The following is a 16,065-nucleotide window of genomic DNA, read 5'->3' as shown; positions in this document are numbered from 1 at the left end:
GGAGGCGCCATGAGCTCCTGTGCTCTTATCGATTTGCATGTCCACCTTGATGGATCAATCCCACTTCCTGCCGCAGCTCAACTTGCAGCAGAAGCGGGGCTTGATTTGTCTTTGGCTGAGCTTCAAGAAAAGATGCAAGTCCCAGATCATTGCCAGGATCTTAACCAGTATCTTGCTACATTTGAGCTGCCGCTCAAGCTTATGCAGTCAGCACAGAGCATTCGTACGGTTGCAAAGGCATTTCATGAGCAGCTTGACGCAGAGGGCATTCTCTACGCTGAACCCCGCTTTGCACCAGGAAGTCTTACTGCAGGAGGTCTTTCTCAGCAAGAAGTTATTGAGGCTGCTCTTGCTGGTAGAGCTGACTTCTATGCAGAGCATCCACAGTCAGCGCTCCACACGGCATACATTATTTGTGCTATGCGTGGCACAGGTGAAGAGCTTAAGCACAAAAATGAAGAGTCAATTGATCTGGCTGCAGCGTACCTTGGGAATGGCGTTGTAGCTGCAGACTTAGCAGGAGCAGAAGCACTCTTTGCCACAGAGAATTTCTCGTCACTTTTTACTGAAGCACAAAGAAAAGACGTTCCTTTTACTATCCACGCGGGAGAAGCAGCTGGCCCAGAAAGCATCAAGGCTGCACTTCGACTTGGCGCACAACGCATTGGCCACGGTGTTCGCTCTTTGGAGGACGCAGGCGTTATCCAGGACCTCAAGGCTGCAAATGTTGCGCTTGAGATTTGCCCTACCAGCAACCTTCAAACGCGCATCTTTGAGTCAATAGAGCGCTTCCCTCTTGAGCAACTGCTTGACGCTGGCCTTATGGTCACTATCAACACGGACAACATGACTGTCTCCAACACTACCCTCTTGCGCGAGTTTGAGCTTTTGCAGCAGCACTGCGGTCTAGACAAAAATACCGCACGTGAGCTAGCTGAAAATGCTGCACGTGCGGTATTTAGTGATTCTAGCGAGAAGGACCGTCTACTTGCCTACCTTAGGCAATAGTAGCCTCATATCCTGCCTGAACAACAGCGTCAACCAATGCGCTATCAGCAACATCAGAAGACAGCTCAACTACAGCGCTCTTCTCGTCAAGCGAAACGGTTGCCTTAGAGACACCCTCGACAGCCTCAAGAGCCTGTGTGACGTGTGCAACACAGTGCTGGCAAGACATGCCCTCTACGTTTAGTTTCTTCTCCATATAAGATTCCTCCTTCTGTGACGCGGATGCGTCGTTTGTGGACTTAGGTTGAACGTCAATGACTGGTTTTGTGTCATGAGCGTTTTGACGAGTTGCAGAGCTTGTATTCTTTGGCTTCCAGGTGCGCAGACGCAGTGCATTGCATACAACAAAGACTGACGAGAAGCCCATGGCGGCTGCACCAATCATTGGGTTCAGCGAAATACCAAATGGATACAACAGGCCCATAGCAACAGGGATACAAATAGTGTTATAGAACAATGCCCAGAACAGGTTCTCTTTGATGTTGGTCATAGTGGCTCGAGAGAGCTCAATTGAGGTGGCAACGTCGGCTGGATCAGACTTCATCAAGACAATGTCAGCAGACTCAATAGCAACATCGGTACCTGCACCAATGGCAATACCCACGTTTGCTCGAGCGAGTGCTGGAGCGTCGTTGATGCCATCGCCTACCATGACAACGTTTTCTCCAGCGTCCTGGAACTGCCTAATGTAGGACTCTTTTTGGCTAGGCAAGACGTCAGAGATAACCTGATCAACGCCAAGCTCCTTACCAATAACGTTTGCTGTTGTTGCCTGGTCACCGGTAAGCATGACAGACTTGATGCCCATAGCACGAAGGCGAGCAATGGTGGACGCACTGGTCTGCTTAACCTTATCGGCCACAGCAATGACACCAAGAAGCTTACCCTCAAGTGCAAAGTACAGCGGTGTCTTTGCCTGTTCAGCTAGCTGCTGAGCCTGGGAAGTCAGCTCTTGTGTGCTGATACCCTCCTGCTCCATAAGACGAGCGTTTCCTGCTACAAGGCGTTTTTCGCCAACCGTTGCTATGAGGCCACCACCAGCAACCTGTGAGAACTCCTGTACATCAAGAGAGCTGCCTGCAGACTCTCCTAGCTTCTCTTGAGCGTACGTAACAACTGCCTGCGCAAGTGGATGCTCGCTCTTTTGCTCAAGCGCATATGCATACTCGAGTAGTTGGTGCTCGGAAGTTCCACCTGCACAAAGTACGTCAGTTACGCTCGGCTTGCCCTCAGTGAGTGTTCCGGTCTTATCAAGAACAACCACGGTTGCTCGGACCGCACCCTCAAGCGCCTCAGCGGACTTAACCAAGATGCCATTTGAAGCGCCCAGGCCGGTGCCCACCATAATGGCGGTAGGTGTTGCAAGGCCAAGTGCACAAGGGCAGGAAATAACCAGAACAGCAACAGCGTGTGAGAGAGCAACCGCAAAGTCACCAGGAGCTACAAAGACAAACCATGCTGCAAACGTTACCAGAGCAATTCCAATAACAACGGGTACAAAGATGCCAGCAATGCTGTCAGCAAGACGCTCAATAGGTGCTTTGGAGCTTGTTGCCTCATCAACCAGGCGAATGATGCCTGCAAGGGTAGTGTCATCGCCAACAGCGGTAGCGCGCATCTTAAACCAGCCGCCGGTAGACATCGTTGCGCCTGTCACGGAATCGCCAACGGTCTTACTTACAGGAACGGGCTCTCCGGTAATAGCGGACTCATCGACAGATCCTTCTCCTTCGATGAGCTGGCCATCAACAGGAATCGACTGACCTGCCCTTACCACAAGAACGTCTCCCACCATAACGGTCTCTGCAGGAACTTCCTGCTCAATACCGTCTTTGACGAGAATAGCCGTCTTTGGAGCAAGGTTCATAAGTGCGCTAATTGCGCCTGTGGTATGACCCTTTGTGCGCGCCTCAAAGAACTTGCCCAGGGAAATCAGAGCAAGAATCACACCTGCGGTCTCAAAGTACATGCCGTGCATTGCTTGGTGAGCTGCAGCAATATCTCCTGCAATAAAAGCATTTGCCATCTGGTACAGGCTAACAACACTGTAAGCAAACGACGCTGCTGAACCCAGCGCAATGAGCGAATCCATATTAGGCGAGCCATGCAAAAACGCGCGGAATCCGCCAATAAAATAGTGACGACAAATAAAGAGAATAGGAATGCAAAGCAAAAGCTCAGTAAGAGCCAAGTTCATCATGCCATTCATTCCAGAAACAGCAGGTGGAACAGGTGCTCCTATCATCTCACCCATGGCAAGATAAAGCAGTGGAATGGCAAACGCCATTGAGGAAATAAACTCGACTCTCTTCTGCTTTACCGCCTTTTCTGAAGCATTGGTAGCATCTGCCTTAGTAGCTGCAGCAGAATCTTTTTTGTCGCTACGAGGTGTTGCCTCATAGCCTGCTTTATGTACTGCGTCAGAAATCTGCTTAAGGGTGTCTGGGTTACCGTCATAATCAACTTCCATAGAATTTTTAAGCAGATTAACACGTGCCTCAGAGACACCAGAAACAGAGTTTGCCGCCTTCTCTACGTGCGCAGAACAACTTGCGCATGTCATTCCTTGTACATCAAAAACTTTCTGATCCATAACGCCACCTTACATAAATCGCTTAAAGAGGTCCATGACCTCATCAATAACTTCTGTGTCACCCGACTGGATACGATCAACTACGCAAGACTCCAGGTGATCCTGCATTACTTCTCTTGAGATGGCCTTAACCGCCGATTCAACTGCTGCAAGCTGGATAAGAACATCTCCGCAGTAACGATCCTCATCAATCATTGTTTTAATGCCATTAAGCTGGCCAATTGCACGGTTAATACGACGAGAAACCCCGCTTTTAAGTTCGCTTGAGCGAGGGGTTACCTTGTGATCACAATGACAGCATGTCTTTTGTGATTGGCCGTTTTTCTGAGCCATCTCTCCTCCTTTCCATACCCTAAGGGGGTATTAGTTTCTGTAAACAGTATACCCCCATAAGGTATTTTTATGCAAGAAAAAAACAGCGACCAAAGCCGCCGTTTTTATCTACCCATGATTCCCATAAAACTTCCTTCAAATACCCTTATGGTTTATTAATATCCGAAGGAAATTACCCCTTATGGGTATCTTTATACAGTATTTACAAATGCATTCCCTCTATTTGACCAGTAATTCTCTGTCTGTTGTTGCAAAAAGAGATGAAAGCAAGTGTTATCAATATCCATAGAAGTTCTAAGAACAACGCATAACCACACAATAGAAACGCATCACTTGTATTAAAACTCAAAAATAATCCGACACTTTCAACAATCCATGAAATCGGAATGCACTTGCAGATAGAAATCAAAGGGTTTGGAAATAAATAAAGTGGTATAACAGCTCCAGAAAGTATGGGGATACTTATTGATAATAAGTTTAGTACAGCAAATCCATCAGTTAACAATAAACCAATTACTGAAGAAAATACTCCAAATATAGCGCCACCAAGAGAAGCAAGAATAAGGGATATGCATAAAGGAACAAGTAGGGTCAGAACATCAGCTGCTGCAATATAAAGAACAATAACTGAGGTTACAAGAGAACTCATAAAACAAATAACAGTAATTGTTATGTATCTAATTAAAAAGAATACCATTGCACGGTTTTGAGAAATCAAATACATAAAAATTGTTTTAGCAAATCGATCTTGAACAATAATATTGGCCGAACATTGCATTGCAGAAAGCCATGACGATAAAGTTAAAATTCCTACAAGCAGTGACATACTTGAGGCAGAAAGCTGCATACCAAACAGAATAAAGTATAGATATGAAAAAATAGGTTCAATAAAAAATTGAATGCAAAAAGCTAAAATAGAGCCGTAGCTGGATAAAGAAGTCAATGATATACAAATTGCAGGATAGATATATGAAGTAATTTTTTTCATAATTATGAACAATCTCCATCCTTGCGAAGATTTGAAAATGCTAATTGAATTAGAAACCGTCCTAAACAAACATATGCAATCGAAAAAATTAAACAAACAACCGAATACAAGAAAAAATCTTGCACAGTAGCTGAGGTAATTAACTTTACTGCTGGAGTCAAAGGATGTAAGTATGCGATTATACGCATTGGTAATGGAAAGTTTTCTATTGGTAAAACTATACCAGACCCTATCCATATACCAGTTAGAATAAGGCTTTCAAATGATGAGGCATTTTTTGTTAAAACATATAAAGAAGACAAAACCAAAGATGAAGAGGCGCATGCAACCGTTGAAAAAAATAGTGCCAATATCTCATTTATAGAAAGAATAATAGGAACACCAAAAAATAAGCTAAGAAGAATAGAGCACGGTACTCCAAGAACTAAACCTAATGTAGTTGCAGAAAAGATAATTGGATAAAAAATATTAGCAATTCCCTTCGGACTTATAAACAAATAATCCAAAGTTCCCTGATAACGCTGATATCCAATAATACCTGTTGAGAGAATTGTAGAAGCCCATATAGTTGCGATAGATGAATAAACCCAAAATGAATGATTACTAGACCCCTGAATCATTGAAAAAATCTTAAACAAAGAGAAGCTAAAACATGATCCAAGAACACTTATTAAAAAGAATGGAGTCGTTAAAAACATACTCGTATGAAAGCGTAACATCTGCAATTCTGAGCGCATATCAAAAATTGAATTAACACTATCTTTCATTATCTTTTCCCATTACAGCAAGGTACACCTCTTCGAGTGAAGCACGTCTTTCATTGACTTTCTTCCAACCAAAATCATCAACACATAAATCAAAAACCATTTTCTTATTTCCCGACACATCCACATAAATTGAATCAAACTTCTCAAGAACTTCAACTGACGCAATTCCAGAACATTCCTTTAGAATTTTAATTTTAGATTCATCAAGACAATCAGTTATAAACGTGTATACGCCCTCTATTTTTACTTTCTGCCTTAACTCCTCTAGGCTGCCCAGAAAAATACACTTTCCTTTTTTGAGAACAAGCACGCGATCAGCTAATAATTCAACCTCTCTCATGCTATGAGACGTAAGTAAAATACCACTAGGGATATGACGTAACTCAGCGATAAGCCGCCTGACGTCTGCCGCATTATTTGGATCTAAACCAGATGTTGGCTCATCAAGAAGAATTAAACTATGAGCTGAAATTAAAGCTCTTGCAAGATGAAGCCTTTGTCTCATTCCCCTAGAAAAAGTTGATACATTTTGATTTGAAAATTCAACTAAATGTACTTGTTGAAGGGCATTTTTAATTCTTGATTCTTGCTCATCAAAAGGGACACCACTCACTTGCGCAAAATATCTTAAGTTATTAATAGCAGTAGCATGAAGATAAAACCCATTTTCTCCACCAAGAACTAAAGAAATATTCTTACAAGCCTTGCGAGGACATTTAAGAACGTCTACACCACATGCTTCTACTTCTCCACAATCTGGGAGTAAAAGCGATGAAGCAATTTTTACTAAAGTAGTCTTTCCAGCGCCATTCGGTCCGAGTACACAAACTATTTCCCCTAAATGAACAGAAAACGACACATTATCTAAAACTATACGTTTCCCTTCTTTCATCCTGTATGATCTACTTACTTTTTTTACACTCAGAGGAAGTAAATTATCATGGTCAAGATTTGATTCCCGCTGGATCATTTTTCATCTCCTCTCGGGCCGTACTAAATATATATTCTTCTTTAATGTATCTTGAACAACTTATCAATTATCGAAAAAATTACTTACTTCTCATCCTCGTCTTCATCATTTACCACGCCACTAATCCCCAACGTTTTCTGAGCCTCATCGAGATTTTCTAATGCGGTAACAGTTCTCAATTTTCTACTCATAACATTTGTTCTTGTAGTCAAAATGGTATCCAGTGCTTTTTCTGCTTTTTGAACTTGTGATCGAGCCTTTTCTAGCTGAGCTTGATACGTCTCAAACTCTGTCTTAACCGCAGAGAGTACCTTTTGAATTTCGTCGGCATGCTTCTGAATAGCAACAGATTGAAATCCCATTTGAAGACTGTTAAGGAGTGCTGCCATAGTGGAAGGTCCACACACATTAACGCGATACTCTCTCTGTAGCTGCTCAAGAAGACCCGTCTGACTGACTACCTCTGCATAAAGTCCCTCAAAAGGAAGGAACAAAATAGCAAAGTTAGTTGTCTCTGGTGGGGCAATATACTTTGTAGAGATATCTTTTGCCTCTGCCTTAATTCGAGTCTCTAGACCCTTTTTAGCAGCAGCAATCGCCTCCTCATTACCTGCATTGATTGCATCCACTAAATGCTCGTACGTATCTCCTGGGAACTTAGAATCAATAGGAAGCCAAACGGTCTCCCCTGACTCTCCAGGCAACTTAACAGCAAACTCAACACGCTCAGTAGAACCAGAAACAGTAGCAACATTTTCTTCATATTGCTCTGGAGAAAGAATGTCTCTTAGAATTGCGCCAAGCTGAATTTCTCCAACAATTCCGCGAGTCTTAACGCCGGAAAGAACTTTCTTTAAGTCTCCAACACCCTCTGCAAGGCCACGCATTTCTCCCAAGCCTTGATGAACTTGCTCAAGTTGCGTAGATACACGCTGAAACGATTGAGTCATACGCTCATCAAGCGTCTTCTGGAGTTTCTCGTCAACAGTCTGACGCATAAGCTCAAGCTTTGCCTCGTTCTCTTTACGCATATCACCAAGCTGCTTATCAACAGTCTCTCTAACCTTACCAAGCTGCTCAGTTGAAGCCTGGGAAGTTGCTTTCATGTTGTCATCCACACGACGCTGAAAAGCATCAAAGCGAGCATCAAGCTGAGCAATACGCTGATCAGTCTGCTTCGTCTGATTTTGCAAAGTTGAGGTGAGCTTTTGATCAACTACCTCTCTTACCTTCTCAAGCTTTGTATCCATAAGCTCTTGCATTTTTGCCATGTTATCCGTAACACGACGATCCAACTCTTGGGAGCTTCTTATAAGCTCTGCAGATGATGTTTGACTTTGCTCTTGCAGCGTCTTTACTTGCGAAAGCTTAGAGGAAAGTGTGACAAGGCTCACGATAAGCACAATGACAACTACAGCCAAAACTAACAGCACAAGCAAATCCACAAGACTCCCCTAACTCATAGCAGAACAAACAAACGCAAACACAGCAAACGCAATCTGAGTGTTAACCAAAAATCCCGTAGATTACCTGAGCAATGCTGTTAGTAACGCTCTCTACGAAATTCACAAATGGATTATCGGAATCAACGTCTTTATCTCCATAAGGATTAGTGAAGTAATCCCAAAATTCTTCCCAATAGTTTTGCTGACGATAATACCTATAGGAATCACCATCATCTTCAGTACGATCCTGCTTATCATCAGTATCGTTGTTTGTTTCGTTCTTGCTGTTCTTTTCTTTCTCTTTCTTAGTAGAAAGCGTCTCATCAGAACCAAGCGTGACGTTGATAGTAAGGCGGTCTTCTCCACGCATGATTTCTACAGGAACGGTCTCTCCAATCTTGTGAGAGCGAACGGCAATAATAGCTGCATCAGCAGAAACTACGCGCTCTCCACCAATAGAGACAATAACATCACCCTTTTTAATACCAGCACCCTCTGCAGGACTATCATCAAGAAGGCCTGCTACATACGCACCGTAATCTACCGAGAGATCATTGCGCTTTGCAACTCGAGGAGTAACGGTCTGCATAGAAAGACCAATATAGGCATGCTTAACTTGCTGGCCAGAAAGAATCTGATTTGCAATATCAATGGCATAGTTAGAAGGAATTGCAAAACCAATACCCGCAAATGACTTGGTATCTGACGAGAACAACGTACAAATACCCACAAGCTGACCATTAGAGTCAACCAGAGCGCCGCCAGAATTACCTGGGTTAATAGCTGCATCAACCTGGATGAGGTTTGCATAAATAGTGGTTTCTCCACCCTCTGTCTCAAGCATATCTCCACGAGAAAGAGCAGACACGATACCTGCAGAAACAGAGTGATCAAGACCAAATGGGCTACCAACGCTCATAACCCAACTACCAGGAGCTAAGTTATCGGAATTACCAATCTCAATTGGAGTTAGGCTATCTCCCTTAAGGTCAGCATGAAGAACAGCAAGGTCAGAGGTTGGATCTGTTCCTACGACAGTGCACTCATACTCTTTATCATTAACGGAGATAGAGAACGTATCCATACCCTCAATGACGTGGTAATTGGTAAGAATGTCTCCATTTGTGTTCAATACAACGCCAGAACCGGTTGAGCCTGATGAATCACTGGTAGCCTTAACGGACACAACCGAAGGCAAAACCTTAGAAGCTACCGTTTCTGCCGTCTTAGTATCAGTTGGTTCTGCAGCAGGACGAGACGTCGCTGCTTGAGAAATAGTTGCCTGACCAGATACTGCAGGAAGCTTAGAAATTCCCTCTCCCAAAGCAATGGCAGGAACACAAGCAACGGCAAAAGCAATTGCACAAGCTGTTCTTTTTACACTTGAGCTTTTGAACATAGACATAAATCCAGCCTGCTTAACTGACGAAAAACGCTTATTTACAGTGGAATCTGTGGTTAAGCCATGTGCTTGGTTCTCCATAGACATCCTCCTTAACATCACTTTGATGCAAACAACTAACGCACATAATTCTGCGCTAAACATCAATTTTTCAATATGAGTATTCTACCCGTTATACCGGACAAAAATTCGTTTCTCATTATGAGAAAGACGTGCGAGAGTCCTGCTCGTAAGAAAGAAGTATGCAGATCCCATTAAATACAGTTTGTACCTGCGATTATGCTCTAAACAGATAGCCTACTCCACGCACTGTCTCAAGATGAGCAGCTGCCTGAGGACCAATCTTAGAGCGAACACGCCTTACGTGAACGTCAACTGTTCTGGTACCGCCGCAATACTCAAAGCCCCAAACACGCTGCAAAAGCGCTTCACGCGAGTATGCGCGAGATGGATGAGTTGCCAAGAACGATAGCAGCAGATACTCCATATACGTAAGATCAACTGGAGATTCGTCAATGTAAACCTGATACGTTGCCAGGTTAATCTTTATATTGTCAACAATAACCAAGTCTCTAGAAGTGCTCTCGGTGCCTGGCCACAAAAGTAGTGAGCACCTCAGGCTAAACTCCTGAATAGTTGCTGTAGACAAAATAAAATCGCTCTTACCCTGAACAGGTAGAACAAATTTAGAAAGATTATCAAGGTCAGCCACAAACAAGCGAGCAATTCCGCCGTTTTGCGCAGAATAATTCTCAACGGTGCTAATGACATCTTGAGAAAGGTCTTTTTGATCAAGAATAATCAGGTCAAAAGTATGACCAGAAGCCGCAGCCTGTGAAAATGAAGCAGCACTTGCAAGAGCAATGGAAACATCAATGACATGCGAAAGTTCACGCATACGTTCATGTAAGCGTGTCGTTGCAGATACAAGAAGAATATTCTTGTGATGCATCGATTCCCCCTTGAATAAGCTTAATCTTATCAAGCATACCACAAGCTGCGAATAAAGAGCAGATATACCTCATTATCTGCATTTAGGGCGAGAAGATTTTCTCGCCCTAAATTATTTTTTACGGTATGCGCATTAATTATAAAAAGTATAGGTTTTATGCAATTGCACCAATAAATTCCGCTGTTCGTGGGTTCTGTGGATTGTTGAAAATAACATCAGGGGTTCCCTGCTCAACGACAACTCCTCCTTCCATGAAGACCACACGATCTGCCACGTCTTTTGCAAAGCCCATCTCGTGCGTTACCACAATCATGGTCATACCAGAGTTCTTTGCCAAATCACGCATTACATCCAAAACGCCACGGACAAGCTCGGGATCAAGCGCTGAGGTTGGCTCGTCAAAAAGAAGTACGTTTGGATGCATTGCCACAGCGCGTGCAATAGCCACTCGTTGCTGCTGTCCACCGGAAAGTGCGCCAGGCTTAAAGTCTGCTCTATCAGCAAGACCAACAGCCTCAAGCTGCTTTAGAGCCTCCGCCTCTGCCTCTTCTTTTGACTTTCCAAGAACCTTAATCTGACCAATCATTACGTTTTCTTTGACGGTCAAATGACCAAACAGATTGAACTGCTGAAAAACCATTCCCACGTCTCTACGAAGGGCATTAACCTCGGCTTCATTGGTGCACGTAATCTCTTGGTCTTCGATAAGAATATGGCCTGCCGAAGGAGTCTCAAGCAGATTGATACAACGCAGCATGGTGGACTTACCGGAGCCCGAAGGACCAAGTACAACCACTACTTCACCTGGCCAGACAGTAAGATTTACGTCATTCAAAACATGCGTGGTACCAAATGACTTGTTAAGGTGTTCAATACGAACAATAGGATGCTCGCCCGCTTCAAAAGCGTGGTTAGTAAGAGGTTTATCGCGCTTGTATGCTTCTTGTGCAGCAACTTCGGCATCCAAGGCAGGATGTTCTGTGTTTGATTTCTTTTTAAAAGAAAAGAACGACATTAGTTTTCCTCCTTGGAAAGAGCTTGGGTCTTACTTACTGCGACACTTGCGGTTTTGCCTGTTTCTGACTGCTCCATGCGTTTCTCGATACTGCCAACTACCTTAATAAGTGGCAGCGTAATTGCCAAATAGAACAGAGCTGCTGTCATGTATGGCGTCATGTTTCCCGTTGAGGTAGTGAGGTTTTTAGCAAACATCATCAGCTCCATAACACCTACAGAAGAAAGCAGCGAGGTATCTTTGTAGGACGTAATAAAGTCGCTGGTAAGAGGTGGGATAACTCGGCGGATAGTTTGAGGAATGATAATAAACGTCATGGTCTGGAAACGATTCATACCAAGAGAGCTTGCTGCCTCATACTGACCCTGCGGGATTGATTGAATGCCCGCGCGGAAAATCTCTGAAAGATACGCAGAAGAGTTAATAGCAACCACAATAAAGCCAAGCAGATTGGTGTCCAGATTGATATTTAACATAGGAAGACCAAAGAACAGAATATAAATCTGCAGGAAAAATGGGGTTCCACGCAACAAATTGATATATACCACCGCAAGTGCACGCAGGAGCGGATTCTTGGAAATCTTTAGCAGAGCAAAGCCCATTCCCAGCACAATGGCCACAGGATAGGCGCAAATTACAATTGCAAGACAAACCAGCCATCCAGGAAAAAGCATCACAACTGAAGAGACAATCAGTTGAGGCTTTAAGAACATGCTCAAAAAGTGGTTGGAATTCCACGCTTCAACCCAAGGCTGAGCATCAAGCCAATTCACTAGAGCCTGAACAGGTGTGTTAGGAATAATGGTGATTTCGGGAGAAGAAGCAAGCTTTTGAGTCCCTTGCTCAGTGGTATATGTTCCCTTAACAGTGTACGAACCGCCGTTAGCAGGAAACTTCATGCCGGAAATCTCTACACGAATAAGCTTTTGAGCGTCCACGGGTGTTGCAAAAGAGATCACAACCTGCGTTCCCTGGACGCTTGCAGTTGCCTCGATCTTCTCGCGCGTAAGACCTGAAAGAACGGTCACCTTAGTGGTTGCATTCTGCAAATCAGAGCCCTCGGGAAGCTGCAACGTCAGCTGAGAGACCTGCTCGTCTTCAACTGTTCCCTCCCAGGTCAAACGGGTCTCTTTGCCGCCAATAACACCGTTGCCTTCCGTCTGGTTTGACTTGACCGTTGCTTTATTTGTAGTAAGAGCAAACGCGCTCTGAGCAGAAAATGCGCTTAGGGACATAAAGAACAATCCGCTCAAAAGCAATGTGGCGAGAAGTACTACAAGCAGTGAGGAGCACGCGCGAATATGTAAGCACTTTGACTCAGCCGAATCATGAGCCAGACTCTGAGGCGCAGATTCAGCATTGAAACTCGCAGATGACATGCACAAGAACAGTTGCTGTCCTGACATAGTTTTGTGCAAAAGTGCAATCACGTGATACTCCTTTAGAGCTTGAGGTGCCTAAACGCTGATACTAAAAACAGAGCAGTGCTTGAAGCCAAATCTGACTTCAAGCACTTTTTTGTTGAGCTGGTAAAACTAGATGTTAGAGCCAAACCATTTGGTCTTGAGAGCAGTCATGGTTCCGTCCTTCTCCATGTCAGCAAGCACCTTGTTGATAGCCTCGGTCAATGCAGGATTGTCCTTGGAAACAGCAATGCCATACTGCTCACCTGTTGGAATCTCTTTTGCAATAGTCAGATCAGAGTGTGAAGTGCTAATCAGATTGGAAGCAACGGGCAGGTCAATGACCATTGCGTCATACAGACCGGTCTGGACTCCTGCCATTGCTGCAGCAACATCGTCTACAGAAACAATAGTTGCGTTTGGAAGGTTCTCCTTGGCCCAGTCCTCGCCAGAGGTGCCTGTCTGAACAACAACCTTCTTAGAAGCGTCGTTGAGCGACTGCTCGGTCTCGGTGCTGCCAGACTTAACAACCAGGGACTGATTGGAGTCGAGATAAGAAGTAGTGAAGTCTACCTCCTGAGAGCGCTCGTCAGTGATGGTAATACCTGCGATAGCAACGTCTGCTTTGCCACCCTGCTTAATAGTTGGAACAAGAGTGTCAAACTTCTGGTTTGGCAGGTACGTGACCTCGAGGTTGAGCCTCTTTGCAATCTCGGTAATAAGATCAACGTCAAAACCAACAGGAGTAATTGAGTTGCCCTCAAAGTACTCAAATGGTTGGAAACCAAGCTCTGCAACAACAGTCAGATGACCCTTAGTTACCAGCGTATAGCCAGACTCTGACTGTGATGTGGCGCTTGACTGAGCATTTTCTTGCTTAGAAGGCGAACAAGCCATAAGGCCCATAAGTGCACATGCCATAGAAACAACTGCGACGCCCTTTAGGGCGGCTTTCTTAACTGTAGTTACAAATGAAGATTTCATATCTGCCTCTTCCTGAATAAATCTGAGCTGAAATTCATTGGAATGAATTATAGGAAGCAAATATGAAAAATCTACTTATAATTTTTATCGTATTTCTCATCTTTATTGCATAAAAATGGCGAGAAGAAATATATCTTTGCATAAATGACTATTATTTAGTCATTCTATCCAATAAAGACCAGGTAAAAGTAATTTTTTCAGTTCATAAAACGGTAACAATTTGAAAAAGAAAGCAGAAATCTTCGCGCGTAACAAGGGTTTCTCGTCAAAAACCCTGCTCTGAATAAATCAAAGCAGGGTTCAAAGAAACATATAAATGCAACCGGAATAGTCGCTTAGCAACCTGCGTAGTATTTCTGGGTATCCCAGTCAGTAACCGCCAGGCAATACTCACGCCACTCCTCTGCCTTGCGCTCGCACAGGTACGAGAAGATGTGCTCACCAAGAACATCTTTAAGAAGCTCAGACTGCTTGAAGCGCTCAAGTGCCTCTCCAAGATTAGTGGGGAGCTTCTCGCCATAATCGGCAGGATTTCCGCCTACAAACTCTTCAGGAAGCAAGAGGCCTTCTTCAATACCCTTAAGTCCAGCCATAAGCGTGACAGCATTAGCCAAATAAGGATTTGCGGTTGGATCAGGAATACGCAGCTCGGCACGGGTGGCAACATGCTTTCCTGGCTTATGCGTAGGAATACGAACCATAGCAGAACGGTTTTTACGACCCCAGGTTGCATAGGCAGGAATAGCATCACGGTCAAAGCGCTTATAGGAATTAACCGTTGGGTTAGTAATAAGCATGTACTCGGGAGCGTACTTAATAAGACCTGCAATGTAGTGTTGAGCAAGCTCAGAAAGGTGGGCCTCGCTCTCAGTCTTTGGAGCCCAGAACAGAGACTCGCCATCGTGGTCAAGAAGTGACTGATTCAAAAGCATGGCTGAGCCAGGAACTCCCTGAAGAGGCTTTGGCATAAACGAAGCAAACACACCGTGAAGTGTTGCAATATGTCTGATAACCAGACGAGCAGTAACAATGTTATCCGCGCAAGTTAGTGCTTCTGCATAACGGAGCTCAACGCCGTTTTGAGCAGGGCCAGCTGCATGGAAAGAATACTGAACAGGAATAGAAAGATTCTCAAGTGCACGAGACGTGGAGTATCGAAGACTATGGCTGAGATCAGCAGAATTCAAATCAAGATATCCAGCCTGATCAATAGGCTTTGGCTCAGAGCCACTCACAAAATAAAAATACTCAAGCTTAGGACCAACATTTGCGACATAGCCAAGGTCTTCTGCCTTGATAAAAGCATTTCTCAGTACAAGGCGTGGATCGCCTGTAAAAGCCTCACGTCGAGGAGTCTGAATATCGCAGAATACGTTTGCAACTACCCCATCATCTGTCTTCCATGGAAGAATCTGGAACGTGTCTGCGTCAGGGAATGCGAGAAGATCGGACTGCTCCTGGGAAGCAAAGCCGTCAACGTTGGAGCCGTCAAAACCAATGCCCTCAACAAAAGCCTCTTCTAGCTCCTCGGGGGAAATGGAGAGAGCCTTTAATCCGCCGAGTACATCGGTAAAACAAAGACGCAGGTAGCGGACGTCTCGCTCCTCTACCGTGCGAAGAATATAATCAATTTTCTTATCCGTACTCATACGGTCCTCCCGGGTCAGAAAACTGGAATCGTAACTACCATGACACATTCTTGTTACGGCTATGTTTCCACTTCCCTGAAACCGGGCGAATGGTAAAAATTGTTAATGAAATTGTGACAATTGACCTATTGAGCGTCAAAAGCCTTATCGACATCAGAAATCATTTTCTGAGCAACACCGCAGTGACCATCTCCATCATGATGAGTGCCACAGCTACTGGATGAAGAGCATCCAGAACAAGAGCCCTTTTTTGCACTCTTAAGTTGAGAGCGGACACAAAGAGCAACAAGAGCAATGACGATAAGGACAACCAAAATATCAATTGGACTCATACAGATACTCCTCAATTTGTTAACTACGGCATACTATACCCTCATTGCATGTTTACATACGCTGAATCATAAATTATTTGCAGAATCTAAATTCTTACCAAAACAATTGAGAACTGCGCTCTAATTCAAAGTGAACTGCCCCCCATTTCTTATGTCCAAGTTTTGGGACGCAGTTCATATGCGGGTGATTATGATTCTGCAGCGTGTTAGCGTCGGCTTTTAGG

At 44.1% G+C, this 16,065-nt stretch carries 14 protein-coding genes; 1 reads left to right on the top strand and 13 read right to left on the bottom strand.

Annotated elements, in window-relative coordinates:
• Positions 1-9 precede the first annotated feature (9 nt).
• On the top strand, positions 10-1,008 hold the full coding sequence (gene add / locus ACO5GU_RS06245) for an adenosine deaminase (protein ID WP_484930444.1): 999 nt from the start codon (positions 10-12) through the stop codon (positions 1,006-1,008).
• Here add and ACO5GU_RS06240 read toward each other — a convergent pair.
• The 13 genes from ACO5GU_RS06240 to ACO5GU_RS06180 form a co-directional block, all read right to left on the bottom strand.
• Positions 998-3,601 (bottom strand): heavy metal translocating P-type ATPase, encoded by a 2,604-nt coding sequence (locus ACO5GU_RS06240; protein ID WP_484930443.1) that lies wholly within the window; start codon positions 3,599-3,601, stop codon positions 998-1,000. The genes add and ACO5GU_RS06240 overlap by 11 nt on opposite strands.
• 9 nt (positions 3,602-3,610) lie before the next feature.
• Positions 3,611-3,934, bottom strand: a complete 324-nt coding sequence (locus ACO5GU_RS06235) for a metal-sensing transcriptional repressor (RefSeq protein WP_484873099.1) — start codon at positions 3,932-3,934, stop codon at positions 3,611-3,613.
• Between the two features lie 202 nt (positions 3,935-4,136).
• A complete protein-coding gene (locus tag ACO5GU_RS06230; RefSeq protein WP_484800698.1) occupies positions 4,137-4,922 on the bottom strand; it encodes a hypothetical protein in 786 nt (261 codons plus the stop codon).
• Positions 4,923-4,924: 2 nt separating this feature from the next.
• A complete protein-coding gene (locus ACO5GU_RS06225) occupies positions 4,925-5,689 on the bottom strand; it encodes a hypothetical protein (RefSeq protein ID WP_156924073.1) in 765 nt (254 codons plus the stop codon).
• Positions 5,679-6,659 (bottom strand): ABC transporter ATP-binding protein, encoded by a 981-nt coding sequence (locus ACO5GU_RS06220; RefSeq protein WP_484821632.1) that lies wholly within the window; start codon positions 6,657-6,659, stop codon positions 5,679-5,681. Before ACO5GU_RS06220 ends, ACO5GU_RS06225 begins: the two co-directional genes overlap by 11 nt.
• Positions 6,660-6,742: 83 nt before the next feature.
• Positions 6,743-8,104, bottom strand: coding sequence for a DNA recombination protein RmuC (locus ACO5GU_RS06215; protein WP_484810733.1), 1,362 nt, complete (start codon positions 8,102-8,104; stop codon positions 6,743-6,745).
• Between the two features lie 61 nt (positions 8,105-8,165).
• Positions 8,166-9,587 carry a S1C family serine protease gene (locus ACO5GU_RS06210; protein ID WP_484810734.1) on the bottom strand — a complete coding sequence of 474 codons (1,422 nt, stop codon included), beginning with the start codon at positions 9,585-9,587 and terminating at the stop codon, positions 8,166-8,168.
• Between the two features lie 196 nt (positions 9,588-9,783).
• Positions 9,784-10,458 (bottom strand): winged helix-turn-helix domain-containing protein, encoded by a 675-nt coding sequence (locus tag ACO5GU_RS06205; protein WP_484803440.1) that lies wholly within the window; start codon positions 10,456-10,458, stop codon positions 9,784-9,786.
• 154 nt (positions 10,459-10,612) lie between these two features.
• Positions 10,613-11,473 (bottom strand): amino acid ABC transporter ATP-binding protein, encoded by an 861-nt coding sequence (locus ACO5GU_RS06200; RefSeq protein WP_484930442.1) that lies wholly within the window; start codon positions 11,471-11,473, stop codon positions 10,613-10,615.
• Complete coding sequence (locus ACO5GU_RS06195) at positions 11,473-12,903, bottom strand: ABC transporter permease subunit (protein ID WP_484930441.1); 1,431 nt, start codon at positions 12,901-12,903, stop codon at positions 11,473-11,475. Before ACO5GU_RS06195 ends, ACO5GU_RS06200 begins: the two co-directional genes overlap by 1 nt.
• Positions 12,904-13,008: 105 nt before the next feature.
• The gene (locus ACO5GU_RS06190; protein WP_484899304.1) at positions 13,009-13,860 is read right to left on the bottom strand and encodes an ABC transporter substrate-binding protein; all 852 of its coding nucleotides are present in this window, start codon (positions 13,858-13,860) and stop codon (positions 13,009-13,011) included.
• Positions 13,861-14,195: 335 nt separating this feature from the next.
• Complete coding sequence (locus ACO5GU_RS06185) at positions 14,196-15,509, bottom strand: glutamine synthetase family protein (RefSeq protein WP_484930440.1); 1,314 nt, start codon at positions 15,507-15,509, stop codon at positions 14,196-14,198.
• A gap of 125 nt (positions 15,510-15,634) precedes the next feature.
• On the bottom strand, positions 15,635-15,841 hold the full coding sequence (locus tag ACO5GU_RS06180; RefSeq protein ID WP_313994404.1) for a FeoB-associated Cys-rich membrane protein: 207 nt from the start codon (positions 15,839-15,841) through the stop codon (positions 15,635-15,637).
• Positions 15,842-16,065 lie beyond the last annotated feature (224 nt).

Source organism: Lancefieldella sp. (assembly GCF_057237245.1).
The sequence above is the reverse complement of the archived record's forward strand: the minus strand, read 5'-3'. Positions and strand labels throughout refer to the sequence as shown.

What these genes read in the sequence shown, in the direction of transcription:
- add (WP_484930444.1), top strand. Translation starts at nt 10, where the DNA reads ATGAGCTCCTGTGCTCTTATCGATTTGCATGTCCACCTTGATGGATCA.
- ACO5GU_RS06240 (WP_484930443.1), bottom strand. Translation starts at nt 3,601, where the DNA reads ATGGATCAGAAAGTTTTTGATGTACAAGGAATGACATGCGCAAGTTGT.
- ACO5GU_RS06235 (WP_484873099.1), bottom strand. Translation starts at nt 3,934, where the DNA reads ATGGCTCAGAAAAACGGCCAATCACAAAAGACATGCTGTCATTGTGAT.
- ACO5GU_RS06230 (WP_484800698.1), bottom strand. Translation starts at nt 4,922, where the DNA reads ATGAAAAAAATTACTTCATATATCTATCCTGCAATTTGTATATCATTG.
- ACO5GU_RS06225 (WP_156924073.1), bottom strand. Translation starts at nt 5,689, where the DNA reads ATGAAAGATAGTGTTAATTCAATTTTTGATATGCGCTCAGAATTGCAG.
- ACO5GU_RS06220 (WP_484821632.1), bottom strand. Translation starts at nt 6,659, where the DNA reads ATGATCCAGCGGGAATCAAATCTTGACCATGATAATTTACTTCCTCTG.
- ACO5GU_RS06210 (WP_484810734.1), bottom strand. Translation starts at nt 9,587, where the DNA reads ATGGAGAACCAAGCACATGGCTTAACCACAGATTCCACTGTAAATAAG.
- ACO5GU_RS06205 (WP_484803440.1), bottom strand. Translation starts at nt 10,458, where the DNA reads ATGCATCACAAGAATATTCTTCTTGTATCTGCAACGACACGCTTACAT.
- ACO5GU_RS06200 (WP_484930442.1), bottom strand. Translation starts at nt 11,473, where the DNA reads ATGTCGTTCTTTTCTTTTAAAAAGAAATCAAACACAGAACATCCTGCC.
- ACO5GU_RS06190 (WP_484899304.1), bottom strand. Translation starts at nt 13,860, where the DNA reads ATGAAATCTTCATTTGTAACTACAGTTAAGAAAGCCGCCCTAAAGGGC.
- ACO5GU_RS06185 (WP_484930440.1), bottom strand. Translation starts at nt 15,509, where the DNA reads ATGAGTACGGATAAGAAAATTGATTATATTCTTCGCACGGTAGAGGAG.
- ACO5GU_RS06180 (WP_313994404.1), bottom strand. Translation starts at nt 15,841, where the DNA reads ATGAGTCCAATTGATATTTTGGTTGTCCTTATCGTCATTGCTCTTGTT.